Here is a 25,278-nt window from a genome sequence, read left to right as displayed (position 1 = left end):
CTTCAACGGGGGTCGGAGAGAGCGCCGCGGACCAGCCGCAGCGCGCCGTCGGCCGAGTCGCCCTGGGGCGACACGCAACGGGCCCGAATGTTGCCTGAGAAAAGCGCGGCGAGCCGCTGCGCCACGCTGCCCGCGAGCGACAGCGGCAGTTGCCGCGCCGGGTCGAGCGCGAGCGCGAGCTGCTCCAGTTCCGCGACCGCCTGCGCGACGAGCGCCGCAGCGGCCGGATCGGCTTCCGCCTGCTCGAACACGATCGGCGCCAGCTGCGCGTACGCGTGCTGGCCGGCCTGGGCGACCCAGGCGTTGATCGCATCGCGGTCCTGGTCGTTGCCGCATCCGGCGGCGGCCCACACGGCGCGGGCCAGCGGGCCGGCGTCGACGCGGCCGTCCATCGCCTTCTGCGCCAGCCGCATCGCCTGGATGCCGAGCCACGCGCCGCTGCCTTCGTCACCGCCGATCCAGCCCCAGCCGCTGACGCAGACCAGCGAGCCGTCGGCGCGCAGCGCCTCGCCCACCGTGCCGGTGCCCGCCGCGATCACGCCGCCGGGCCGGCCCGCATGGGCGCCGATGACGGACGTGGTGCCGTCGTTCACGAGTTCGATGTGGGCGTAGCCGGGCTGCTGCGCGATGAAGGCCTGCGCCTGCGCGGCGACGCCGGCGCCCGAGAGACCGAGGCCGATCGCCGTTTCGCCGAGCGGCAAACGCTCGATCCCTGCCTTGGCGGCCGCTTCCTGGACGGCCGTCTGGATGTGGCGCCAGGCCTGGGCGATGCCCTGCCCCAGGGCCGACGGCCCCGCCCATCCCTGTCCGAGCAGCTGTCCGTGGACATCGCTCAGCCGGACCCGCGTGCCGGTGCCCCCGCCATCCACTCCCACCAGGAAGCGGACGCCCGCGAAGCGCGGCTGCAGAGGTGCGGACCAGGCGTCCGCCAGGGGGTGGCTTGTCATGATTAATACCAGTTTAGTACCAAAAAACGCGCAGCGTCAATTGGTAGCGCACTGGACTTAACCCTGATGTCCGAGCCCCGTTCGGAGGGGCGTCGTGGTTATAACCACCAACGTACCAGTTATGGCTCTGCGGGAAATCGGGAGGACCACGTAGCAGACGATCTTGGCAGAACCCTCAATCCAGGGACCAGCCGAGCTCGATGCCCTGGCCTCGGAGCCAGTCGCTTGCGGTGGAGAAGTGGCCGCAGCCGATGAAAGGTGCGGGACCACGCGTGGCGGAGAGCGGCGAGGGATGGTTGGCCTGCAGCACCAGGTGCCGATGGCTCGCGGCCTCGATCAGCGGTGCCTTCGCCTGCGCATGAGCTCCCCAGAGGAGGTAGACCTTGGGGGCCGGGTCTTGCGCGGTCGCGGCGATGAGCGCGTCGGTCAGCGACTCCCAGCCCTTCTTCGCATGCGAGGCGGCGGCGCCGTCCTCGACCGTCAGGCTGGTGTTGAGCAGCAGCACGCCGCGCCGCGCCCACTCGCCGAGATGGCCCGACATCGCCGGCTGCTGCCCGAGGTCGCGCTGCAGTTCCTTGAAGATGTTGCGCAGCGAGGGCGGCAGCTTCTCGCCCACCGGCACGGAGAACGAGAGCCCCTCCGCCTGCCCCGGCCCGTGGTACGGGTCCTGGCCGACGATGACGACCTTGACGTTCGTCAGCGGTGTGAGGCGCAGCGCGCGTAGCGGATCGGGCGGATAGATCAGCGCGCCCTCGGCGAGGCGGGCCTTCAGCAAGGCCTCGATGCGCTGGCCGTCGGCGCTGTTGCGCCAGGCGTCGATGAGGGGCTGCCAGCCGTCACCGGCCGACCAGTCGAGGGTCTTGAGCGTCGCAGTCATCGGCAATGGGCGTTCTTCAGCAGGACCGGGCAGCGATCCATCAGCGGAACAGCGCCGACAGCGCCGCGCCCGGATCGGGCGCGCGCATGAAGGCCTCGCCGACGAGGAAGGCATGGACCTGCGCGTCGCGCATGCGCTGCACGTCGGCGGGGCCGAGGATGCCGGATTCCGTCACCAGCAGACGATCCGCCGGCACGTGCTTCAGCAGTCCGAGCGTCGTGTCCAGCGTGACCTCGAAGGTCTTCAGGTTGCGGTTGTTGATGCCGACCATCGGGGTCTTCAGGCGCAACGCACGCTCGAGTTCCGCGCCGTCATGGACCTCGACCAGCACGTCCAGGCCGAGGCCCAGCGCGCAGTCCTCGAGCTCGGCCATCAGGCCGTCGTCCAGGCTCGCCGCGATCAGCAGGATGCAGTCGGCGCCCATCGCGCGGGCTTCGTAGACCTGGTACGGATCGATCATGAAGTCCTTGCGCAGCACCGGCAGCGCGCACGCCGCGCGGGCCTGCTTCAGGAATTCGATCGAGCCCTGGAAGTGCGGCGCATCGGTCAGCACGCTCAGGCAGGCCGCACCGTGCTGCTCGTAGCTGCGGGCGATGTCGGCGGGACGGAAGTCCTCGCGCAGCACGCCCTTGCTCGGACTGGCCTTCTTGACCTCGGCGATGACGCCGCTGCGGCCGTCGGCGATCTTGGCGCGCAGCGCCTTCACGAAGCCGCGCGTCGGCTCGGCGCGGGATTCGGCTTCAGCGCGCAGCGCGGCCAACGGCACGCGCGCCTGCGCCGCGGCGACTTCCTCGCGCTTGACGGCGTTGATGCGATCCAGGATGTCAGACATACGACTCTCACTTCATGCCGGCGCGAGGGCCGGGCGCTACCGCGGCGAGGCCCGATCGGCCCTGCCGCGTCTCGGACGTCTCAGGCTTGCGCGGCGGCCTGCCGCTGCGTCTCGGCCACGAACTGATCCAGCTTCGCGCGTGCGGCGCCGGACTCGATCGCGACTCGCGCCTTGGCGATGCCGTCGGCGATCGACTCGACCACGTTGGCCGCATACAGCGTCGCGCCCGCGTTCAGCAGCACGATGTCGCGCGCCGCGCCGGGCTCGTTGCCGAGCACGCCCAGCAGCACCTGGCGGCTCTCTTCCGGCCCGCTGACGCGCAGGTTGCGGCTCGCGACCATCGGCATGCCGAAGTCCTCGGGATGGATCTCGTACTCGCGGATCTCGCCGTTCCTCAGCTCGCCGACCAGCGTCGCCGCGCCCAGCGAGATCTCATCCATGTTGTCCTTGCCGTAGACGACCACCGCGTGCTGCGCGCCCAGGCGCTGCATCACGCGGACCTGGATGCCGACGAGATCCGGGTGGAACACGCCCATCAGGATGTTGGGCGCGTCGGCCGGGTTGGTCAGCGGTCCCAGGATGTTGAAGATCGTGCGCACGCCGAGTTCCTTGCGGACGGGCGCGATGTTCTTCATCGCCGGATGGTGGTTGGGCGCGAACATGAAACCGATGCCGGTCTTGCGCACGCACTCGGCGACCGCCTGCGGCGGCAGCGACAGCGTCACGCCGAGGGCCTCCAGCACGTCCGCGCTGCCGGTCTTGGACGACACGCTGCGGTTGCCGTGCTTGGCGACCTGCGCGCCGGCCGCGGCCGCGACGAACATCGAGCAGGTCGAGATGTTGAACGTGTGCGCACCGTCGCCGCCGGTGCCGACGACGTCGACCAGATGCGGCCCGGGCTCGATCGGCACCTTGACGGAGAACTCGCGCATCACCTGCGCGGCGGCGGTGATCTCGCCGATGGTTTCCTTCTTGACCCGCAGGCCGATCAGGATCGCCGCGGCGGTGACCGGCGAGATGTCGCCGCTCATGATGCGGCGCATCAGCGCCAGCATCTCGTCGTGGAAGATCTCGCGGTGCTCGATGACGCGGGTCAGCGCCTCGTTGTCGGTGATGGGCATGGCGATCTCCCGCTCAGGCGTTGAAGAACCGGCGCGTCGCCGCGACCGCGCGATCGACGCCCGTGGCGTCCACGTCGAGATGGGTGACGAAGCGCAGCTTGTACAGGCCGGTCGTGAGCACGCCTTCCGACTTCAGATGCTCGACCAGCTTCGCCGCGATGCCCTTGTCGACGTCGCAGAACACGATGTTGGTCTGCGGCGCTTCGACCGTCAGACCCGGCAGGCCTTGCAGGCCTTCGGCAAGGCGTTTGGCCAGCGCATGGTCCTCGACCAGGCGCTTCACCTGGTGGTCGAGCGCGTGGTGCGCCGCCGCCGCGAGCAGCCCGGCCTGGCGCATGCCGCCGCCGAGCATCTTGCGCCAGCGGTGCGCGCTCTTGATGAGCTCGCGCGAGCCGCACAGCACCGAACCGACCGGCGCGCCCAGGCCCTTGGAGAAGCAGACCGACACGCTGTCGAAGTGCGAGCAGATGCGCCTGGCCGCGTCGTACGGATCGCTCCCGTCGCGCGAGGCGACGGCGACCGCCGCGTTGAACAGGCGCGCGCCGTCGAGGTGGCGCGACAGGCCATGGCGCTTCGCCAGCTCGGACGCCGCGGCGAGGTAGTCCATCGGCAGCACCTTGCCGCCGATCGTGTTCTCGAGCGCCAGCAGCCGGGTGCGCGCGAAGTGCGCGTCGTCGGGCTTGATGTTGGCCTCGATGTCGGCCAGCGGCAGCGAACCGTCCGGCGCGTGGTTCAGCGGCTGCGGCTGGATCGAGCCCAGCACCGCGGCGCCGCCGCCTTCCCAGCGGTAGGTGTGGGCGAACTGGCCGACGATGTACTCGTCGCCGCGCTGGCAGTGCGCCATCAACGCGCAGAGGTTGCTCTGCGTGCCGGTGGGCATGAACAGCGCCGCCTCGAAGCCGAGCCGCTCCGCCAGCGCCGCCTGCAGCGCGTTGACGCTCGGGTCGTCGCCGAAGACGTCGTCGCCCAGCGCCGCGGCCGCCATCGCCGCGCGCATCCCGGCGGTCGGCTGCGTGACGGTGTCGCTGCGCAGATCGACGAGGTCTGCGCGGGGGTGCGAGGCCGTGTTCGTGCTCGTGTTCATCGTGCCAACTCCAGGAAGTTCTTGAGCATCGCGTGGCCGTGCTCCGAGAGGATGGATTCGGGATGGAACTGGACGCCTTCCAGCGGCGTCGCGGTGCCGGCCAGCGCGCGGTGACGCACGCCCATGATCTCGCCGTCCTCGCTGCGGGCGCTGATCTCCAGCGCCGCGGGCATCGTCGATTCCTCGATCGCCAGCGAGTGGTAGCGGATCACGTCGAAGCGCTCGGGCAGTCCGCTGAAGACGCCCTGCGTGTCGGTCGTGATCGTCGAGGACTTGCCGTGCATCTGCACCTTGGCGCGGATGATGTTGCCGCCCAGCGCGGCGCCGATGCTCTGGTGGCCCAGGCAGACACCCAGGATCGGCAGCTGGCCGATGAAGCGCTGGATCGCCGGCACGCAGACGCCCGCTTCCTTGGGCGTGCACGGGCCGGGCGAGAGCACCAGATGCGTCGGGTTCAGCGCCGCGATCCCGTCGAGCGTGATCTGGTCGTTGCGGACCGTCTTCACCTCGGCGCCGAGCTCGGCGAAGTACTGCACCAGGTTGAAGGTGAAGCTGTCGTAGTTGTCGATCATCAGCAGCATGTCGTTGCTCCTTCGTTCACTTCAGCTTCAGAAGCCTTCTTCGACCAGTTCCGCGGCGCGCAGCAGCGCGCGCGCCTTGGCCTCGGTCTCCTTCCATTCGAGCTCGGGCACCGAGTCCGCCACGATGCCCGCCGCCGCCTGCACGTACAGCACCTGGTCCATGACGATGCCGGTGCGGATCGCGATGGCCAGGTCCATGTCGCCGCCGAAGCTCAGGTAGCCGCAGGCGCCGCCGTAGATGCCGCGCTTGACGGGTTCGAGCTCGTCGATGATCTCCATCGCGCGGATCTTGGGCGCGCCCGACAAGGTGCCGGCGGGGAAGCTGGCGCGGAACACGTCCATGTTGCCGATGCCAGGTTTCAGGATGCCCTCGACGTTGCTGACGATGTGCATCACGTGCGAGTAGCGTTCGACCGCGAAGGCGTCCGTCACCTTCACGCTGCCGGTCTGCGCGATGCGGCCGATGTCGTTGCGGGCCAGGTCGATCAACATCAGGTGCTCGGCACGTTCCTTCGGATCGGCCTTGAGCTCGACCTCGAGCGCCTGGTCCTGCTCCGGCGTGCCGCCGCGCGGACGCGTGCCGGCCAGCGGACGGATCGTGACCTTGCGGCCGTCGGGCGTCTGCTCCTGGCGCACCAGGATCTCGGGCGAGGCGCCGACGATCTGGAAGTCCCCCATGTCGTAGAAGTACATGTAGGGGCTGGGATTCAGCGAGCGCAACGCGCGGTAGAGGCTCAGCGGCGACTCGGTGTAGCGCTTCTTCAGCCGCTGGCCGAAGACGATCTGCATGCAGTCGCCGGCGGCGATGTAGGCCTTGGCCTTGTCGACGGAGGCGAGGAAGTCGGCCTTGGCGAACTCGCGCTCGACCGGATGCGCCTGCGCCCGCGCGACGCGCGGCGCGGCGACCGAATAGCCCAGCTTGTCCCTCAGCTCGGTGAGGCGCTTCTTCGCCTTGAAGTAGGCCTCGGACTGACCAGGGTCGGCGTAGACGATCAGGTAGAGCTTGCCCGACAGGTTGTCGATGACGGCCAGCTCCTCGCACTGCAGCAGCATCACGTCGGGCGTCGGCAGGCCGCCGGGCGGGGTGGACCCGGCCAGGCGCGGTTCGATGTAGCGGACGGCGTCGTAGCCGAAGTAGCCGGCCAGTCCGCCGCAGAAGCGCGGCATGCCGGGCCGGAGCGCGACCTTGAAGCGCTGCTGGTAGGCCTCGATGAAGGCGAGCGGGTCGCCCTCGTGGGTCTCGATCACGGCGCCGTCGCGGATCACGCGGGTGACCGGCCCTTCGCTCTTCAGCACGGTGCGCGCGGGCAGGCCGATGAAGGAGTAGCGGCCGAAGCGCTCGCCCCCGACCACCGATTCCAGCAGGAAGCTGTGGCGGCCCGGGCCGTTGCCGGCGCAGAGCTTCAGGTAGAGCGAGAGCGGGGTCTCGAGATCCGCGAAGGCCTCGCTGATCAGCGGGATGCGGTTGTAGCCGTCGGCGGCCAGGCTCTGGAATTCCAGTTCGGTGATCACGTCGTCAAACCTCTCGTCGGTTGCGGCGTGTCGTCAGTGACGCAGGGCATCACGACGCGCGCGCAAGCGGTAACTCAGGTCGCCTGTTGGACCTGCCCCGTACGGTAGGGTGCAGAGGATGTGTGACGGTTCCCGCGTCCGGGGGATAGGGGTGGACGGCGGGTGGCAAGCATCAGGCGGCTTCAGGTGAAGTCGTGCCAGGATCGCCAGGGCCAGGCTCCCCGGTCGTTCGACCCCTTGATGTGCTTGCGCGTGATAAACATGGTGCGGACCAGTGTAGCAGGCGGCGTAGCAGGAGGATTCCCGGAGGCCCCGCTTCGGGTGCCTGGCGGATACTTCGCATCCAGAGCCGACCGTGGAGCCGGCCGACCCCTGGAGGGAAAGAGACAACATGTCCAAGCGCAAAGTCCTGAAGGCCGCGGGCGTGCTCGCGATCGCGATGCTGGCGCCGTTCGCGGCGTCGGCCCAGTCGACGCCCCCGGCCGCCTCCGCGGCCGCTGCGGCCACCGCGCCGATCGAGGTGGCCGGCGTCAAGTACGACGGCACCGTGGAGGTGGCCGGCCAGAAGCTGCTGCTCAACGGCGCGGGGATCCGCTACAAGGCGATCTTCAAGGTCTACACGGCCGGCCTCTACATGAACGCGAAGGCGACCACGCCGGAGGCCGTGCTGGCCAACAACGGGCCCAAGCGCATCCACATCCAGATGCTGCGCGACATCGACGGCGAGGAGCTGGGCAAGCTCTTCACCAAGGGCATGGAGCAGAACGCGTCGCGCGAGGAATTCGGACGGTCGATCTCCGGCGTGCTGCGCATGTCGGAGATCTTCGTGCAGAAGAAGAAGCTCAAGACGGGCGAGAGCTTCGGCGTGGACTACATCCCCGGGACGGGCACGGTGGTCTTCGTCAACGGCCAGTTGATCCCCGGCGACCCGATCAAGGGCGAGGACTTCTTCAACGTGCTGCTGAAGATCTGGCTGGGTAAGTCGCCGGCGGACAGCGACCTGAAGGTCGCGCTGCTCGGCGGCGCGAAGGCGGTGGCGAGCAACCGCAACGCGGCGGGCAGCGGGCGCTGAAGCGCCCCTCCTCCGAGCCCTTCCCGGCGGCGCTTCCCGGACGCTCAGTCGAGCAGTTCGTCGAGCCGATCGATGTAGCGCTCCGCGGGCACCTCGCGGATCGGCTGCCCGTGGTTGTAGCCGTAGCTGACGAGCGCGATCGGGCAACCGGCGGCATGCGCGGCGCGGGCGTCGTTGCTGGAATCGCCGATCATCCAGGTCGTCGCGGGCGCTGACCCGAGCGCTTCGCAGGTCTTGAGCAGCGGCATCGGATCGGGCTTCTTGCGCTCGAAGTCGTCGCCGCCGAAGACACGGTCGAAGTAGCCGTCCAAGCCCTTGCGCTTGAGCAGTTCCCGCGCGAACGCGGCCGGCTTGTTGGTCAGGCAGGCCATCGGCAGGCCGAGCGCCTTCAGCGCGTCCAGCCCTTCGATCACGCCGGGGAACACGTCGGCGTGCTCGCCGTTGAGCACCTCGTAGTGGCGCTGGTAGAGCGCCCAGGCCTGCTCGTAGTGTTCCTGAGGCGCGCCGGCTTCGGCGAGCACGCTGCGGATCAGATGCTCGCTGCCCTGCCCGATCGTGTGTTCGATGAAGTCGCGCTGGACGGCGGGCAAGGCCATGTCGGCCATCACGCGGTTCAGCACCGCGACGAAATCGCCCAGCGTGTCGACGAGCGTGCCGTCGAGGTCGAGCATGAAGGCGGTGGGAGTCGGATCGAGAGCAGGCATGCCGTCATCCTAGCCGCGCCTTACGCCTTCTTCGACGAAGCCACCTCGCCTTGCGCCGCCACCTCGGCCGCGACCTCCGCCACCAGCGCCCTCAACCACCGGTGCGCCGGATCGTCCCGGTATCTGACGTGCCACGCGATCTCCACCGGGAAGGTGCCGAGGTCCACCGGCGACGGCAGCACCTTCAGCCGCTTGTCGGAGGCCAGCTTGCGGCAGATCTGCGCCGGCAGCGTCGCACAGTAGTCCGTCACCGCGACGACCTCCGGCACCGCCAGGAAGTGCGTCACCGACACGGCGACCTCGCGCTTCAGGCCCTGCTTCTCCAGCGCCTGGAACAGCCCCACGCGCAACCGGCCCGGCGGCAGCACGTTCACGTGCTTGAGCTGCTCGTACTGCTTGCGCGTCAGCTTGCGGTCCACGGCAGGATGTCCGCGCCGCACGATGCACGCCAGCCCGTCCTCCATCACCTTCTGCACCACGAGGTTGTCCGGCGGCTCGACCACCCGGCCCAACACCATCGCCGTCGAGCCCGAGATCACGCCGGTCTCCGCCAGGTCGGTGCCGAACGGCGTCAGCCGCACCGCCATGTTCGGCGCCCGCTGCCGCAGCCGCGCGACGATCGCCGGTACCAGCACCAGTTCGACATAGCTGTTCGGCGCGAGCGTCACCAGCTGCGTCGACTTCCCCGGATCGAAGTCCTGCTGGCCGAGGATCGCCGCATCCAGGCTGGCCAGCGCGGCGGCAATGATCGGCGCGAGTTCCTCCGCCTTCTGCGTCGGCTGCATGCCGTAGCGCTCCCGGATGAAGAGCGGATCCATCAGCATCGCCCGCAACCGCGTCAGCGCGTTGGACAGCGCCGGCTGCGTGATGCCCAACCGCTGCGCCGCGCGGGTCACGCTGCGCTCCTCCATCACCGCCAGGAAGACCGGCAGCAGGTTCAGGTCGTATCGCATCCAGCCATGTTGCCCGACGCATATCTGTTGTTCAACGGATAAATTGGATGAATGTGGCGCCGATGCCCAGACTTCGTCCTGTCATCGAGCCGCCGACACGAATCCTCTGACATCAGACGGCTCACCACGCTCCGACTCAACGTGAAAGGAACCGTCATGTCCACCCCCATCGCCGCCTCCGACCAGAAGCTCTTCACCCCCGGCCGCATCGGCGCGATCGACGTCCGCAACCGCGTCGCGATGGCGCCGCTGACCCGCTCCCGCGCCAGCGCGGACGGCGTGCCGTCGCCGCTGGCCGTCGAGTACTACCGTCAACGCGCCTCCGCCGGGCTGATCGTGGCGGAGGCGACCAACATCTCCCGCCAGGGCCGCGGTTATGCGTGGACGCCGGGCATCTACACGCCCGAGCAGGTCGAGGCGTGGAAGCGCGTCACCGATGCCGTGCATGCCGACGGCGGCAAGATCGTGCTGCAGCTCTGGCACGTGGGCCGCATGTCGCATGTGAGCCTGCAGAAGGACGGCGCCGCGCCGGTCGCGCCGTCCGCCCTCCAGGCGGGCACGGTCGTCTTCACCGAGGCCGGCTTCGAGCCGCCGTCGGCGCCGCGCGCGCTGGCGCTGTCCGAGCTCCCCGGCCTGGTCGAGGACTACCGCCGCGCCGCGGTCAACGCGAAGCTCGCGGGCTTCGACGGCGTGGAGATCCACGCGGCCAACGGCTATCTGCTGGAGCAGTTCCTGCGCGATAGCACCAACCGTCGCACCGACCCGTACGGGGGATCGATCGAGAACCGTGCGCGCTTCGTGCTCGAAGTCGTGGATGCCGTGACCGAAGTGTGGGGCGCGGACCGCGTGGGCCTGCGCCTGTCGCCGCTGTCGACGGCGATCGGCGACACGCCGATCGACAGCACGCCGGCCGAGGCCCACGGCTACCTAGCCCGCAAGCTCGGCGAGCGTGGACTGGCGTATCTGCATGTGGTGGAAGGTCAGCTGCATGCCGGCAACGGCGCCGATGCCTTCGACGTGGAAGCGCTGCGCTACGCCTTCGGCGGCGCCTACATCGCCAACAACGGCTACGACCGCCAGCGCGCGTTGAATGCCACGTCCTCAGGTCACGCGGACATGGTCGCCTTCGGCAAGCCCTTCATCGGGAACCCGGATCTGGTCGAGCGTCTGAAGGGCAATCTGCCGCTGTTCGACGCGCCGCAGTCGGCGTACTTCGGCGGCGGCGCGGAGGGCTACACGCAGTTCAGCGAGCAAGCTGCCGCGTAGTCCGTCAGTTCATGCGTGAGGCTGCGGGCCCTCACCCCTTCCCTCTCCCGCAAGCGGGAGAGGAAGTCCGGCCGGTTCGACTCGTGGCGCTGGCTCCTCTTGCTCCCTCTCCCGCTTGCGGGAGAGGGTGGGGGTGAGGGCCAGCGGCCGCGGCCGTCAGCAATCAAGAAAAGACGCCGACGGCGGTGACCAGCACCTGCGACTGCTGCTCCAGCGATTCCGCCGCTGCGGACGCCTGTTCCACCAGCGCCGCGTTCTGCTGCGTCGCCTGGTCCATCTGCGCGATGGCCTGGTTGATCTGCTCGATGCCCGCGGTCTGCTCCTGGCTGGCGCTGGAGATCTCGCCGACGATGTCGGTGACCCGCTTCACGCTGCCGACGATCTGCGACATCGTCGCGCCCGCCTGGCCGACCAGCACGCCGCCGGCCTCGACCTTCTGCACCGAGTCGCCGATCAGCGTCTTGATCTCCTTGGCCGCCGTCGCGCTGCGCTGCGCCAGCGTGCGCACCTCCGAGGCCACGACCGCAAAGCCGCGCCCCTGCTCACCGGCCCGTGCCGCCTCCACCGCCGCATTCAGCGCCAGGATGTTGGTCTGGAACGCGATCCCGTCGATCGTGCCGATGATGTCGACGATCTTGTTGGACGAGCTGCTGATCGACGCCATCGTCGCCACCACCTCGTCGACCACCTTGCCGCCCTGCACCGCGATCTCGGACGCGGACATCGCCAGCTGGTTGGCCTGGCGCGCGTTGTCGGCGCTCTGCTTGACCGTGGCGGTCAGCTCTTCCATCGAGGCCGCCGTCTCTTCCAGCGCGCTCGCCTGCGATTCGGTGCGCGAGGACAGGTCGCGGTTGCCGGCGGCGATCTCGCCGGCGGCCGTCGCGATCGTGTCGGTGGAACCGCGGATCTGGCCGACGGTCGTCGACAGGCTGCGCTGCATGCGGTCCATCGCGGACAGCAGGCTGTCGGCGTGCGCGCCGCGCAGGTCGACCGCCACGTTCAGGTCGCCCGCGCCGATGCGGTGGACGATGTCCGCGGCATACGCCGGTTCGCCGCCCAGCTGCCGATAGATGCTGCCGGCCAGGCGCCAACCCAGCACGCCGACCACCGCCATCAGCGCCAGGCCGATGGACAGCAGCACCACGGCGCTGCGCCAGAAGGCGTTGTCGATGTCATCGATGTAATCGCCGAAACCGATGATCCAGTCCCAAGGCTCGAAGCGGACCACCGCGTAGAGCTTCTCGACCTCGTCCTTCGTGTTGGGCCGCGTGCCCAGCGCGATCACGGTGCCGACCTTCTTGCCTTCCAGCGCGGTGCGGTAGCGCACGCCGGCTTCCTTGCCGCCCTTGGCGTCGACGATGCCGACGCGCTTCGGGTTCGGGTGGACGAGGTTGACGTCGTCGCTGTACCCGCGGACGAAGAAGTAGAGCTCGTCCTTGCGGAAGCTGCCGATGATCAGCTTGCCCTGCTTCTGCGCCTCCTCGCGGGTGATCTTGCCCGCGGTCTCCTGCTCATGCAGCTTTTCCAGCGCCGACTGCGCCAGCACCACCAGCGTGGACAGCTGCGCGGTGCGCTCTTTCATCATCGTCTGGCGCAGCGTCGTCAGGGACACCGCGGCCAGGACCACCATGCCGATCAGCGCGGCAAGACACAGGAAGAGGATTCGGGTTCGGAGTTTCATGAGGACGTGTGGAAGGCTGGCGGCCGCACGCGGCGGACGGGATGGCCCGAACGGGCCATCCGGGTTTATCGGCCAGTTCCCGCGCCTGCCGAGCCCAGGCCCCGGCTAACGCACGGTGTTATCCGTCACAACCGCACGGATCGGGGTCCGGAGCGTGAAACCGATTTCGGTCTTCCCGTCGGCCGACGCCGCGAAGGTCTCGCCGCCATGCATGCGGGCGACCGCGCGCACGATGGCCAGCCCGAGGCCGAAGCGGTCCCCCGCCTTCGAGCGCGAGGACTCGCCGCGCCAGAAGCGGTCGAACATGCGCCGACGAATGTCCTCGGGAATCGGATCGCCCGGGTTGATCACGACGATCTTCGCGCCGCCGGCGTCACCCGTCATGCCCTCACCGCTGCTCACATCGCGCAAGCCCTGACCCTCCCCGGCGCGCTCGATCCGCACCGTCAGCGTCGCGCCTTCCGGTGCGTGCCGCGACGCATTGGTCAGAAGATTGACGAGCGCCCGTCGCAGCAGCGCGCGGTTGACCGGCATCCGATGGTCGCCTTCGACCGCCAGCCGCTGGTGCTTCTCGTCGAGCAGGATCTCGACGAACTCGCCCACGCCCAGTGCCTCGTCGCGCAGCGACAGCTCGACGAGGTCGGCCGCCGCGTCGCCCTGGTCGGCGCGCGCGAGGAACAGCATGTCGTTGATCATCGACGCCATGCCACGCAGCTCCTCGAGGTGGGACTCCAGCACGTCGCGCATCTCGGCCTCCGGCCGGTCCCGCGACAACACCACCTCGGCGCCGTTGATCATGATCGCCAGTGGCGTGCGCAGCTCGTGGGCGACGTTCGCGTTGAAGCCCTCGAGCTGGTGCCACGCCTCCTCCATCCGCGACAGCACCTCGTTGAAGCGCTGCGCCAGCGGCATCAGCTCGGCGCTGTCCTCGGGCAGCGTGAGCCGGCGCGACAGCGCGCCGGGCTGGATCACCGCGGCCTCGCGCGACAGCGCCGACAACGCGCGCAGTCCGCGCCGCGTCGCCAGCCAGGCCAGCGCGATCGTGCACAGCACGCCGGCCACGCCGACCATCAGGCCCGCGTCGTCGTAGGTCGACAGCATCTGCTGGCGCGGCCTCGGGTCCATCCCGATCAGCACCTGCGCATCGGGGAACACCGCGTGATCGGGCAGACGGAAATGCGCGCCGCGCAGCTCGACGCCATCCTGCCGACGCAGCCAGACCTTGTCGCCGTCGCGCTGCACCGACGGCGGCATGGGTTCCGCGCCGTACAGCAGCGCGCCGTCGCGCCCGATCAGCCACACGTTCCAGCGGAAGCGCCCGCCGACGCTCGTCGCCGCCAGATGGCGGCGCAGCATCGGCAGATCGTCCATCGATCGCGCCTCGCCGATGAAGTGCTTCACGACCTCCGTCTTGCCGAGCAGGTCGGCGCGCTCGTCGGCGATCAGCACCTGCTCCAACGCCTTGTGCAGCAGGAAGCCGGCGGCGGAGAACACCACCACCGCCACCAGCGCCAGCATCAGCACCAGCCGCGCGGAGATCGAGCCCAGCCGGCCCGCGCTCATCGGGACGCCTTCGTGAGCACGATCGGCCGGGTCGATCGCATCGGCAGGAACGGCGGCACCGGGCGCCTCATGTCGAGGGCACCTCCAGCACATACCCCATGCCGCGCACGGTGCGCAGCATCTTGGTCTCGAACGGGTCGTCGACCTTCGCGCGCAGACGCCGCACCGCGACATCGACGACGTTGGTGTCGCTGTCGAAGTTCATGTCCCAGACCTGCTCGGCGAGCACGGTGCGCGACAGCACCTCGCCGCGACGCCGCATCAGCAGCGCGAGCAGCTGGAACTCCTTGTTGGTGAGTGCGATGGACTGACCGCCGCGGAGGGCCTTGCGTCGCGCGAGATCCAGCTGGAGATCGCCGAGCGTGAGCATCGTTTCCGACATGCCGCCCGCACCGGCGCCCGACCCCGAGCGCACGCCGCGGCGGCGCAGCGCGGTCAGCCGCGCGAGCAGCTCCGAGAACGCGAAGGGCTTGACGAGGTAATCGTCGGCGCCCTCCTGCAGGCCGTGCACGCGGTCCTCGACGCCGTCCCGCGCGGTCAGCATCAGCACGGCGACGTCCTTCTCCGCCTTGATCGCCTTCAGCACGCTGAAGCCGTCGATGCCCGGCAGCATCACGTCGAGCACGATCAGGTCGTACTCGCCATTCAGCGCCAGGTGGCGGCCGTCGATGCCGTCAGCCGCCACGTCGACGACGTAGCCGTTCTCCGTCAGTCCTTTGCGGAGGTAACCGGCGAGCTTCGGTTCATCTTCGACGACGAGGACACGCATGTCTGCTCCTTGATCGCCGCCCCCGCCGGGCTCCCTGCCCGGCGGCGGCGCGTGGCGGATTATCGGCAGCAAGTCAGCGCTGGCCCTGCGCGGCCTTGACGATCAGGTCGGCCACCGCCTGCGGCTGCGACAGCAGCGAGACGTGGCTGGCGTTCAGCTCGATCGTCGCGGCGCCCATGCGCTGCGCCATGAAGCGCTGAAGCTCGGGGTTGATGGTCCGGTCCTGCGTCGACACGGCGTACCAGCTCGGCTTCACGCGCCACGCGGCGACCGTCGTCTTGCCACTCGCCACGGCGCGGGCGAAGGGCTGCTGCACGGCGAAGTAGCTGAGCGCCTCGGCGGACGGCAGGTCCCCCGCGAAGTCCTTCAAGAAGGCGTCCTGCGACAGGCTGCCCCAGTCGCCGCTCCACTTCAGGCCGGCGGCCGCGGGGGCCGTCGGGAACTTGCGGGTCAGCGCGGGGTAGTCCTCGCCGGCGTCCGGCGCGCGCGCCGCGATGTAGACCAGGCCGCTGACCTTGGGATCGGCGCCGGCCTCGGTGATCACCATGCCGGCATACGAATGGCCGACCAGCAGCGTCGGGCCGTCCTGCTGCGCCAGCGCGCGCTTCACGGCGTCCGCGTCGTCCTGCAGGCTGGTCAGCGGGTTCTGCACCGAGGTCACGTGCAGACCCTTGGCCTGCAGCAGCGGGATCACCTTGCCCCAGCTGGAGCCGTCGGCGTACAGGCCGTGCACCAGCACGACGTTGTGGACGGCGATCGGCGCGGACTTGGCCGTGACGGGCGCGGACTGCGGGGAAGGCGCGGCATCGGTCTCGGCATGCGCGGCGCCGAGGGACACGGTCGCGACGAAGGCGGTGGCCATCAGCTGGCCGAGGAAGGTCTTGCGGTTCATGAGGCTCTTTCGCGTGGATCGGACGCCGTCATCGGCGTCCTGGCTATAGGGAAGATTCGGGTGAGAGTCGCAGCGGCCCGGTGCCGACTGCTTGGAATGAACTGTAGAAACCGGGCTCCCACGCCAGACGCACAGCCACATGACAAGTTTGAAATCTTCGCGGGCAGGTGCCGGCCGCCACCCCTGCGCCGTCGCGCGTCCCGTCTCCCTGCGGCATCCGGGCCGGCACCCCCAACTTGACAGATTGCGGACCGCCCATGCGAGGCCTAGGCTCAACGATCCACACTGCGGGAGACCGCCATGCCCTTCGACCATGACGCGCGCACCAGCGGCATCGCGCTGGCACTCTCGGGCGGGGGCTTCCGCGCCGTGCTGTTCCACGTCGGCGTGCTGTGGCGGCTCAATGAGCTCGGCGTGCTGGGCAGGCTGGCGCGGATCTCCAGCGTGTCCGGCGGCTCCATCGCCTCGGGGTTGCTGGCCGTGCGCTGGCCTCGGCTCGCGTTCGGCGAGGACGGCCGCTCCGCGCTCTTCGAGGCCGAGGTCGCCGCGCCGCTGCGCGAGTTCTGCGCGCGCAACATCGATGTCGCCTCGGTGCTGTCCGGCGCGTTCAATCCGTTCCGCTCGGCCGGAGAAGCCGTCGCCGACGAGTACCGCAAGCGCCTGGGCCTCGACGTCTCGCTGCAGTCGCTGCCGGACGAACCGCGCTTCGTCTTCAACGCCACCAACTACGCGACCGGGGTGAGCTTCCGCTTCTCCAAGCCCTATGCGGGGGACTACCGCATCGGCCTGATCCCGAAGCCGCGCTTCGACGTGGCGACGGCGGTCGCCTGCTCCAGCGCGTTCCCCCCGGTGCTGGCGCCCATCGAGCTGGACGTCCACCCCGAGGACTTCACGAAGGTCGACGGCGCCGATCTCTACGACCAGATCGACTACCGCCGCCGGCTGATGCTGGCCGACGGCGGCGTCTACGACAACCTGGGGCTGGAGACGGTCTGGGGCCGCTACGAGACGGTGCTGGTCAGCGACGCCGGCAAGCCCTTCGACATCGACGCGGGCATCGGCACGATGGCGCCGCGCCAGATCATGCGCACGATGGACATCGGCCTGAACCAGGCGCTGGCGCTGCGCAAGCGCATGCTGATCGCGGCCTACGCCCGCGGCGACGCGAAGGGCGCGTTCTGGGCCATCGACACCGACATCGCCGACTACCCGGCCACCGAAGAGGCCCAGTTGCCCGTTGCTCCCGCGCGTGTCGCCGACCTGGCCGCGATCCGGACCCGGCTCGACCGCTTCAAGGAGCAGGAACAGTGCGAGCTGATCAACTGGGGCTATGCGGTCAGCGACGCCGCGGTGAGATCGCGCGCACCGCACGTGGCGCTGCGGCACCAGTCGCCGGCGTGGCCGTATCCGAAGCACGCGCTGGACTGAGGAAGCCCGGCTGACGCCGCGCCATGGCCGACATCTTCCGCATCGAGCTGCTGCCGGCGCGCCATGGCGACTGCCTGCTGCTCGAGTACGGAGACGCCGCGCGACCGCATCGCGTGCTGATCGACGGCGGTCCGATCGGCGCGTACGGCGCGCTGTCGCAACGTCTGGCCGCGCTGCCCGACGACGAGCGCGAGCTGGAACTGCTCGTGATCACGCACGTCGACGGCGATCACATCGAGGGTTGCCTCAAGCTGCTGAACCACCGCGAGCTGGCCACCTTCCGCGACATCTGGTTCAACGGCTGGCCGCACATCGCGCAGCCGCTGAAGGAGCCGCCGCCGCCCCGGCCCGGCGCGACGGGCGGCCACGGTGCCGCGGACGTGAACGCCCAGCGCAGCGCGCTGCAGGGCTCGATGATCAGCGTCCGCATCGAGGACCGGCAGTGGAACGCGGCCTTCCAGGGCGCGCCGATCTTCGTGCCGGCGATCGGCCCGCTGCCCGTGCGCGAGTTGCCCGGCGGCCTGCGCCTGACACTGCTGTCGCCGACGCTGGAGAAGCTCGAGAAGCTGCGCGCCGCGTGGGACCGCGCGCTGGAGCGCGCCGAGCTGGACGCCACCGATGAAGCGGCACTCGGCGCTCGCCTCGAAGGCCGCGCCGCGTTCCGTTCCGGCGGACTGCGCCGGCGTCCGAAGCCCGAGGAGATGCTGTCCTCGACGGCGCTGGCGCTCGGGCCCATCGACAACGCCGTGGCCAACGGTTCCAGCATCGCCGTGGTCGCCGAGTACCAGGGCCGTCGCATCGCGCTGCTCGGCGATGCGCACGCGCCGACGCTGACCGCCGCGTTGCGACGCCTCGCCGGCGCGGCGGGCGAACCGCGCCTGCGACTCGACGCGGTGAAGATGGCCCATCACGGCTCCGCCGCCAACCTGAGCGAGGATTTCCTCAGCCGGATCGAGTGCACCACCTGGCTGGTCTCGACCGACGGCAGCATCTTCAACCACCCCGACGACGAGGCGATCCACACCATCGTGAGGAACGTGCCGGGCGCGCGGCTGCTCTTCAACTACCGCTCCGCGCGCACGGCGCCGTGGGACGAGCCGGCCATGCGCGCCGCGCACGGCCACGAGGCCTTCTACCCGGCGGACGCCGCGGCGGGCCTCTCGCTCGACCTCATGACGGGACACCCGACGTGACGAGCATCGCCGAGGCCCAGGCGTTGTCCTGGCCTTCGTAGCGGCGGTAGAGCCGCCGCCGCGCGTGCCCGAAGGCCGCGTCCAGCGAGCGGCTGCGCTGCAGCATCCGGTAGAAGAGCAGCGCCTGCACGGCCGCCGTGCGGTCGTTGACCCGGCAGCGATAACCGAGCACGGCGTGGATGCCGGCCTCGGCGGCCAGCGTCGCGAAGCCCGAGTTGCCGCTCTCGCAGCTGCTCAGGTAGACGAAGCGCGTGTCGCGCAGGTAGCTGAGGATGTCGCCGAAGTCGACGCATTGCGGCTCTTCCTTCGGTCCGACGAACAGGAAGCCGGTCCCGCCCAACTGCCGCGCACCGGCCGGCTGGAAGCAGGTGTGGCCGGCGAAGTGGATCAGGTCCCAGCCGCCGTCGCCCAGCGCCGCCACGAGGCTCTCGCGGCTGAGCGGGCCGTCGAGGCCGATCACGCTGACGTTGCGCTCGTGGAAGAGCGGCTGGCCGCTGCGCGGGTCGGGCCGCGTCAGCAGCTTCTTCACGCGCGCGCACTCGCGCCGGACCGCCGTCAGCGGCGCAAGCTGCAGCGCGCCGCCCTTGAGCTGGTCGTCGTAGGCCGTGCCGTGCGTGTCCGCGCAGATCAGCAGCGCGCGGCGGGCCGCCACGGGGCCGGCGAACAGGCTGCTCTGGCTCTCCTTCGAGGCCGCGAGCCGCCGCGACATCGACGCCGCCTTGGCCAGCCAGGGCACCTCCTGCGAGGGCTCGAACATCGCCTCGAGCAGCAGCGGATAGCAGTCCTCCGACACCTCGAAGGTGATGCGGTCCGTCACGTCCTTGCCGGCCTCGCCGAGCTGCTGGAAGGCCTTGAGCCGCGCGTTCTCGCGCTGCAGGCGGAAGCTCTCCTGGTCCTCGCACAGGGCGATGCGGATGCTCTTGCCGATGCGGGAGAACTCCTTGTACCAGTCCGGCTCGTGCATGTACTGGGCCTGCCAGTCGAGCCGTGCCGACTTGCTGACCGTCAGCGGCCCCGCGCCCTGGAACTGGAAGTCGATGCCATGCATCTCGAAGCGCCAGTTGTCCGCGATCGCGGAGACCCGGATGTCGAGGCAGGGATTCAGCGCGGCGACGCGTGCCCGGCCCCCGCGGCCCGCGAGCGCGCCGGTCCCGGCGCCGCCCCCTGCATCGCCACCCGCGCCGGAGCCCTCCGCTTCGGACGACTCCAGACCCAGCAGCTCCAGCGCGAAGCTCCCGGCCGACGCCGGATCCGCATGCAGCGTCACCCGCAGCCGGATGCAGGCCATGTTCAGCTCGGTGGTCATCGCCGGCGCGAGCAGCATCATCGGCGTGTTGCCGAGCACGCGAACCTCGCGGCAGAAGGCCAGGCCGCCGTCCTCCGCGACGACCGCGCCCGCGTCGTCGGCCAGCTGGCTGCCGACGATGATGTAGTCGAAGGGCTGGCCGGTCAGCAGCTCCAGTCCGGTCTCGCGGTTGGTCTCTTCCTGGATCGTGTGACGGCCGAGCTGCCGCAGCTGCTTCTTGATCTGCGGGCCGAGGCTGCCCTGCTGCTGCGGGCTGAGCACGAGGAGGATGTCAGCCATGGACCCTCCTGCGCAGGAAGCTCAGCACGAACTCGGTGTCGCCGTCCGGCAGCACGCTGGCCTTGAGCGCGCCGCCCTGATTCTTCATCAGCTTGCCGAGCAGCGGATTGGCCAGCCGCAGGTCCGCCTGCGCCGCCTCGGGCGCGGAGAAGCGCTCCCCATGGCGCCGCGCCGGCGGCAAGCGGCCGCGCAGCCGCAGGAAGACCAGGTCGTCGTCCGGCACCAGCGTCAGCCGCACCATCGCCGTCTCCGGCGCCGCGCGCAGCAGCACCGACAGCAGGCTCTCCACGACGATGTGCAGCTGCATGTGGTCGGCCTCCACCTCCACCTTGCGCGCCGCGGTCTCGAACACGACCTTGCGTCGCTCCGATGCAGCCAGGCTGGACAGCAGCGCGTCGATCTCGCAGTCCAGCCGGATGGTGCTCGCGACGCGCGAGGCGACCCGCGCCTCGCGGTTGTACATGGCCAGCCGCGTGAACGCGTGCTTCACGCGCCCCAGCTGCCGGAGCACGGTCTGCAGCTCCCGGCCGCGCGCCTGCTCGCGGGCCGCGTCCGAGCCGAACGCCGCCTCGAGCTGATCCTCCAAGCACGACATCGCCATGCCCAGCGGCGCCTGCGTCTCGACGGCCAGTTCGTAGGCGGTCTCCTCGAGGAACTCCAGCTGCACCGAACGCCGGATCGGCCGCAGGTCGCGCGCGATGAAGACATGCCCGCCGAGCTTGCCGGGGAAGTCGCGCCGCGTGATGAAGACCGGCAGGCCGCCCGCCTCCGACGAGGTGTCGGGCACGGCAGCGATCGCGGCCTCGGGCGCCTCGTCGACGGCGACGCCCCTGCGGCACACGCGCAGTTCGCCGATGCGGTCCCCCGCCTCGGTGCCGTCGAGCAGCGCCGCCAGCGGCTCCGGGTTCTGGAACAGTTCCAGCAGGCTGCGCCCTTCCAGCGTCTTCGGCGCCGCGCCGAACAGCGCCTCCGCCGCCGGATTGACGCGGCGGATGCGCAGCTTGGCGTCGGTCGCGATGATCGGATCGGAGACGTTGTTGACGCACTCCGTCATCAGCGTCAGGTCGCTGATGCGCTCCATCGCGCCGGCCACCTCGTGCGCGATGTCGGTCAGTTGCCGCACGTGTTCCCGGGAGAACGCGTTCACCCGCGGATCGTCGACGTTGACGATGAAGCGCACCCGCTCGCCTTCCGAGAACATGATCGGCACGGCCAGTTCCGAACGGATCGGTTCGCCGTCGGGGGTCCGGAGGTACTCGGCATCGCGCGTGACGTCGGGGATCTTCTGCGGCTGCATCGTCCGCACGACCCGGCCGAGGATGCCCTGGCCGATGCCCTGCGAGTAGTCGCCCCAGGACACGCCGGTGTCCACGGCGAATCCGTCGTCGCCGAGCCGGGCCGAGGCCACGCGCACGATCGCCTCGCGCGCGCTGTCGATCCGGAACAGCGACACGTGCCGCCAGTCGAAGATCTCGACCAGCGCATCGGACAGGCACCGGCACGCGCCCTGGATGTCGACGCAGCGGTTGAGCGCGCGGAACATCTGCAGCTGGCGGCGGTCGCGCTCGCGATCCGCGTGGTCCAGGCTGCACAGCACCGCCTCGATCAGCGGGAGCTGGTTGAACAGCGCGAGGTGCTGCTCGTCGTAGGCGCCGCGCTCGCGGCTGAGCAGCGTCATGATCGCGACGGTCCGCTCGTCCTCGCCTTCGCCGCGCGTGATGCGGCGCCACATGCTGGACTTCAGGTCCATGGCGTGCATCTGCCGGCACATCGGCTCGTCGGCCATGTCGGCCCACGGGGGTTCGCTCATCACCGTCTCGAAGTCGTGGACGCCGCCGTCGTTGTCTTCCATGAATGCGCGTTGCGCGGCGTTCAGCTCATACCAGGCCGTCGGCACGTCCTGCCGGAACGGCGGATGGTTGAAGACGATCTCCGATTCCCAGGCACTGTCGTCCTCCACCACGCGCGACACCAGCATCAGGTCGAAGGGCAGTTCCCGGCGCAGCGCCTCGGCCACCAGCGGCAGCAGGTCCGGGCGACCGGCATGGCTCAGCGTCAGCGCGCGCACCTGGTCGGTCAGCACCTGGTGCTGCAGGCTGCGGAAGAAGCCCAGCGAGCCCACGACCGTGCCGCGCTCATCCATCAGCGGCAGGCCCGTCACCTCGACGGCCACCTGCCGCTCCGGATCGTCCTGGCAGGTCAGCGTGACGCGGTAGGCGCCGAGCTCCCGGTTGCGACGCCCGCGCGTCTCCTCGTCGAGCACGCGACCCGCTTCGCCGGCGAAGAGCCGGTCCAGGCGCAACTGCCCGACATGCTCGACCCCGCTCATCGCCAGCGCGGCCGCGTTGGCATAGAGCACGTTGTTGTCGAGGTCGCGCTGGATCACCGCGATCCGCGAGCCGTCGAAGACCGCCCGCTTCATCTGTCCCAGCATCGCGGCGGCTGCCGCCGAGGTGGGTCGCTGTGCGGAGTCTTGTGCGGAGTCATCCATGAGGCCGCCTCCTGGCCATCCCTGGCCCTCGTTCCCTTGCCGACATCCCTGGCCGGCATCCCTGCCGACCGCCTGAAGGCTACGCCGATTGATCGGCCGACGCGCCTGACAACATAGGGGTCCGAGGCCCGGGAGGCCCCATTTCATCGGTATTCCCCCGATGTCCGCCGACATCCGGCCGGCATTCCGTGGCCGCGGCGCCACGCGATGCTCGCGAACTGTGCTCCTTTGCGGCGGTCCGAACTGCATGCCCCACGGGGCGGCGCCGCTCTCCACCATGGAGTCCGGAGTGCGCCACCCCCTGGAAGCCCTGGAGTCCCCGATGAGCAAGATGCCCCCCCGCCCCCGCCGCGAAGTCCCCGGCATCCGTCGCTACGACGGCCCCGCCGGCGGCTGGGGCGCGCTGCGCGCCACCGCGCAGGCGGTGCGCCAGCAGATGGAGATCGTCGAGGCGCCCATCGTCCTGATGCGCACCAACCAGCCCGCCGGCTTCGACTGCCCCGGCTGCGCCTGGCCGGACAAGGAGCACAAGTCCACCTTCCAGTTCTGCGAGAACGGCGCCAAGGCCGTCACCTGGGAAGCGACCAGCAAGCGCGTGACGCCGGACTTCTTCGCGCGGCACACGGTGTCGTCGCTGCTGGCGCTGTCCGATCACGAGCTCGAGAACTTCGGCCGCCTGACGCATCCGATGGCCTACGACGCGGCCACCGACACCTTCCGCGCCGTCGAGTGGGACGCGGCCTTCGCCCGCATCGGCGAGGTGCTGCGCGGCATGGCGTCGCCGGACCGCGTCGAGTTCTACACCTCGGGCCGCGCGTCCAACGAGGCCGCCTACCTGTTCCAGCTCTTCGCCCGCGAGTACGGCACCAACAACTTCCCCGACTGCTCCAACCTGTGCCACGAGGCCACCAGCGTCGGCCTGCCCCGGTCCATCGGCATCGGCAAGGGCACGGTGTCGCTGGCGGACTTCGAGTCGACGGAGCTGATCCTGTCCATCGGCCACAACCCCGGCACCAACCACCCGCGGATGATGGGCACGCTGCACGAGTGCGCCCGCCGCGGCGTGCCCATCATCGTGCTGAACCCGCTGCAGGAGCGCGCGCTGGAGCGCTTCGCGGATCCGCAGGACGTCGTCGAGATGGCGACCAACCGCTCGACCGACATCGCGTCGACCTACCTGCAGGTGAAGGCCGGTGGCGACGCGGCCGCGCTGAAGGGCATCATGAAGGCGCTGCTGGCGCTGGACGCCTGGGCCGGCAAGGGTGCCGGCATCCTGGACCGCGACTTCATCGCCGAGCACACCAGCGGCTTCGACGCGCTGGTGGAGGACCTGTACGCCACCTCCTGGGCCGAGATCGAGGACGAGTCCGGCCTGCGCCGCGCCGACCTGGAGACCGTGGCCCAGGCCTACGCCAGGTCCGGGGCGACGATCGTCACCTACGGCATGGGGGTGACGCAGCACAACACCGGCACCGCCAACGTGCGGCTGATCGCGGACCTGCTGCTGATGCGCGGCAACATCGGCAAGCCCGGCGCCGGCATCTGCCCGTTGCGCGGGCATTCCAACGTGCAGGGCAACCGCACCGTCGGCATCACCGAGAAGCCGTCCGGGGACTTCCTCGACCGGCTCGAGGACGTCTTCGGCTTCACGCCGCCGCGGGCGCACGGCCACGACGCGGTGAAGGCGATGCGGGCCATGGAGACCGGCGAGGCGAAGGCGCTGATCTGCCTGGGCGGCAACTTCGCCGTCGCGTTGCCCGATCCCGAACGCTGCTTCCCGGCGATGAAGTCGCTGGCGCTGAGCGTGCACCTGGGCACCAAGCTGAACCGCTCGCACCTGCTGGTCGGCAAGGAAACCTTCCTGCTGCCGGTGATCGGCCGCACCGAGCTCGACCTGCAGGCGAGCGGGCCGCAGTCGATCACGGTGGAGGACTCGATGTCGATGGTGCACGCCTCGGCGGGGCGGCTGCGGCCGGCGTCGGCGCAGCTGCGCTCGGAGCCGGCGATCGTCGCGGGCATGGCGCGCGCGACGCTGCCGCACAGCAAGGTCGCCTGGCACGCGCTGGTGGAAGACTACGACCGCATCCGCGACCTGATCGAACGGACCATCCCCGGCTTCGACGACTACAACGTCCGCATCCGCACGCCCGGCGGCTTCCGGATGCCGCTGCCGCCGACGGAGCGCCGCTGGCCGACGCCGACCGGCAAGGCGATGTTCTCGGTCTTCCGCGGCGTGCGCGAGCGCTACGAGCCCTGGTCCGCCGACGCGCTGCGCCTGGTCACGATCCGCAGCCACGACCAGTACAACACGACGGTCTACGGCCTGGACGACCGCTACCGCGGCGTCTTCGGCCGGCGCGACGTGCTGTTCATGCATCCGGACGATCTCGCCGCGCAGGGCCTGGAGCACGGCGACGTCGTCGACATCGAGACCGTCGCCGAAGGCCGGTCGCTGCGACTGCCCGGCATCACGGTGATCGAGTACGACATCGCGCGCGGCTCCGTCGCCGCCTACTACCCCGAGGCCAACGTGCTGGCGCCGCTGGACTACATCGACCAGGACAGCGGCACGCCGTCGTACAAGTCGATCCCGGTGCGGCTGGTGCGGACGGCCACGGCCTTGGCCGCCGCCACGCCCGCGATGGCCGCGGCGCCGACGACATCGGCGGCATCGGCGGCATCGGCGATCTCGGTCGCATCCTCCGCATCGCCCGCCTGATCGGAGAT

Annotated in this window: 20 protein-coding genes; 5 read left to right on the top strand and 15 right to left on the bottom strand. The window is 70.0% G+C overall.

Going from position 1 to position 25,278, the window contains the following annotated elements; translation table 11 throughout:
* Positions 1-2 precede the first annotated feature (2 nt).
* The 7 genes from AC07PR_RS24110 to trpE all read right to left on the bottom strand — a co-directional run bounded on the left by AC07PR_RS24110 (position 3) and on the right by trpE (position 6,954).
* On the bottom strand, positions 3-947 hold the full coding sequence (locus AC07PR_RS24110) for a glucosamine kinase nucleotide-binding domain-containing protein (RefSeq protein ID WP_495136812.1): 945 nt from the start codon (positions 945-947) through the stop codon (positions 3-5).
* Positions 948-1,122: 175 nt separating this feature from the next.
* The gene (locus AC07PR_RS24105; RefSeq protein ID WP_495136811.1) at positions 1,123-1,824 is read right to left on the bottom strand and encodes a uracil-DNA glycosylase; all 702 of its coding nucleotides are present in this window, start codon (positions 1,822-1,824) and stop codon (positions 1,123-1,125) included.
* A gap of 40 nt (positions 1,825-1,864) precedes the next feature.
* The gene (trpC, locus tag AC07PR_RS24100; protein ID WP_495136810.1) at positions 1,865-2,656 is read right to left on the bottom strand and encodes an indole-3-glycerol phosphate synthase TrpC; all 792 of its coding nucleotides are present in this window, start codon (positions 2,654-2,656) and stop codon (positions 1,865-1,867) included.
* Positions 2,657-2,736: 80 nt separating this feature from the next.
* Positions 2,737-3,777, bottom strand: coding sequence for an anthranilate phosphoribosyltransferase (gene trpD, locus AC07PR_RS24095; RefSeq protein ID WP_377158145.1), 1,041 nt, complete (start codon positions 3,775-3,777; stop codon positions 2,737-2,739).
* A gap of 13 nt (positions 3,778-3,790) precedes the next feature.
* On the bottom strand, positions 3,791-4,861 hold the full coding sequence (gene ltaE, locus AC07PR_RS24090) for a low-specificity L-threonine aldolase (protein WP_495136809.1): 1,071 nt from the start codon (positions 4,859-4,861) through the stop codon (positions 3,791-3,793).
* Complete coding sequence (locus AC07PR_RS24085) at positions 4,858-5,442, bottom strand: anthranilate synthase component II (RefSeq protein WP_377158149.1); 585 nt, start codon at positions 5,440-5,442, stop codon at positions 4,858-4,860. Before AC07PR_RS24085 ends, ltaE begins: the two co-directional genes overlap by 4 nt.
* 27 nt (positions 5,443-5,469) lie before the next feature.
* Positions 5,470-6,954 (bottom strand): anthranilate synthase component I, encoded by a 1,485-nt coding sequence (gene trpE / locus AC07PR_RS24080; RefSeq protein WP_495136808.1) that lies wholly within the window; start codon positions 6,952-6,954, stop codon positions 5,470-5,472.
* 391 nt (positions 6,955-7,345) lie between these two features.
* On the opposite strand from trpE, the gene AC07PR_RS24075 reads away from it, so the two are divergent.
* Positions 7,346-8,026, top strand: a complete 681-nt coding sequence (locus AC07PR_RS24075) for a chalcone isomerase family protein (RefSeq protein WP_495136807.1) — start codon at positions 7,346-7,348, stop codon at positions 8,024-8,026.
* A gap of 44 nt (positions 8,027-8,070) precedes the next feature.
* Here the strand turns inward: AC07PR_RS24075 and gph are convergent, their stop codons facing one another.
* Together gph and AC07PR_RS24065 are read right to left on the bottom strand one after the other, a co-directional pair.
* Complete coding sequence (gph, locus tag AC07PR_RS24070) at positions 8,071-8,730, bottom strand: phosphoglycolate phosphatase (protein WP_495136806.1); 660 nt, start codon at positions 8,728-8,730, stop codon at positions 8,071-8,073.
* A 20-nt stretch (positions 8,731-8,750) separates the two neighbouring features.
* Positions 8,751-9,683 (bottom strand): LysR family transcriptional regulator, encoded by a 933-nt coding sequence (locus tag AC07PR_RS24065; RefSeq protein ID WP_377158153.1) that lies wholly within the window; start codon positions 9,681-9,683, stop codon positions 8,751-8,753.
* A gap of 156 nt (positions 9,684-9,839) precedes the next feature.
* On the opposite strand from AC07PR_RS24065, the gene AC07PR_RS24060 reads away from it, so the two are divergent.
* Positions 9,840-10,949 carry an alkene reductase gene (locus AC07PR_RS24060; protein WP_495136805.1) on the top strand — a complete coding sequence of 370 codons (1,110 nt, stop codon included), beginning with the start codon at positions 9,840-9,842 and terminating at the stop codon, positions 10,947-10,949.
* Positions 10,950-11,112: 163 nt separating this feature from the next.
* On the opposite strand, the gene AC07PR_RS24055 is transcribed toward AC07PR_RS24060, so the two are convergent.
* The 4 genes from AC07PR_RS24055 to AC07PR_RS24040 all read right to left on the bottom strand — a co-directional run bounded on the left by AC07PR_RS24055 (position 11,113) and on the right by AC07PR_RS24040 (position 15,854).
* Positions 11,113-12,630 carry a methyl-accepting chemotaxis protein gene (locus AC07PR_RS24055; protein ID WP_495136804.1) on the bottom strand — a complete coding sequence of 506 codons (1,518 nt, stop codon included), beginning with the start codon at positions 12,628-12,630 and terminating at the stop codon, positions 11,113-11,115.
* A gap of 105 nt (positions 12,631-12,735) precedes the next feature.
* Positions 12,736-14,193, bottom strand: a complete 1,458-nt coding sequence (locus AC07PR_RS24050; RefSeq protein ID WP_495136803.1) for a heavy metal sensor histidine kinase — start codon at positions 14,191-14,193, stop codon at positions 12,736-12,738.
* 67 nt (positions 14,194-14,260) lie between these two features.
* Entirely contained in the window at positions 14,261-14,962 is a 702-nt protein-coding gene (locus tag AC07PR_RS24045) for a heavy metal response regulator transcription factor (RefSeq protein WP_495136802.1), read from the bottom strand.
* A 73-nt stretch (positions 14,963-15,035) separates the two neighbouring features.
* Positions 15,036-15,854, bottom strand: a complete 819-nt coding sequence (locus AC07PR_RS24040) for an alpha/beta fold hydrolase (RefSeq protein WP_495136801.1) — start codon at positions 15,852-15,854, stop codon at positions 15,036-15,038.
* A gap of 300 nt (positions 15,855-16,154) precedes the next feature.
* Here AC07PR_RS24040 and AC07PR_RS24035 point away from each other — a divergent pair, with 300 nt between their 5' ends.
* Entirely contained in the window at positions 16,155-17,282 is a 1,128-nt protein-coding gene (locus AC07PR_RS24035; RefSeq protein ID WP_495136800.1) for a patatin-like phospholipase family protein, read from the top strand.
* 23 nt (positions 17,283-17,305) lie between these two features.
* The gene (locus AC07PR_RS24030; RefSeq protein WP_495136799.1) at positions 17,306-18,475 is read left to right on the top strand and encodes a ComEC/Rec2 family competence protein; all 1,170 of its coding nucleotides are present in this window, start codon (positions 17,306-17,308) and stop codon (positions 18,473-18,475) included.
* Here the strand turns inward: AC07PR_RS24030 and AC07PR_RS24025 are convergent.
* Both AC07PR_RS24025 and AC07PR_RS24020 read right to left on the bottom strand, forming a co-directional pair.
* Entirely contained in the window at positions 18,453-20,060 is a 1,608-nt protein-coding gene (locus tag AC07PR_RS24025; protein WP_483108628.1) for a CHAT domain-containing protein, read from the bottom strand. The two genes, AC07PR_RS24030 and AC07PR_RS24025, sit on opposite strands and share 23 nt — an antisense overlap.
* Positions 20,053-22,551 carry a GAF domain-containing protein gene (locus tag AC07PR_RS24020; RefSeq protein WP_377158168.1) on the bottom strand — a complete coding sequence of 833 codons (2,499 nt, stop codon included), beginning with the start codon at positions 22,549-22,551 and terminating at the stop codon, positions 20,053-20,055. Before AC07PR_RS24020 ends, AC07PR_RS24025 begins: the two co-directional genes overlap by 8 nt.
* A gap of 331 nt (positions 22,552-22,882) precedes the next feature.
* Between AC07PR_RS24020 and AC07PR_RS24015 the strand changes: the two genes are divergently transcribed.
* Positions 22,883-25,270: an FdhF/YdeP family oxidoreductase gene (locus tag AC07PR_RS24015; RefSeq protein ID WP_495136827.1), complete on the top strand. Its 2,388-nt coding sequence runs from the start codon at positions 22,883-22,885 to the stop codon at positions 25,268-25,270.
* Positions 25,271-25,278: the final 8 nt, after the last annotated feature.

The sequence above is a fragment of the Roseateles sp. GW821-FHT09H11 genome (assembly GCF_059415845.1).
This window is presented reverse-complemented; position numbering and strand designations above follow the sequence as displayed.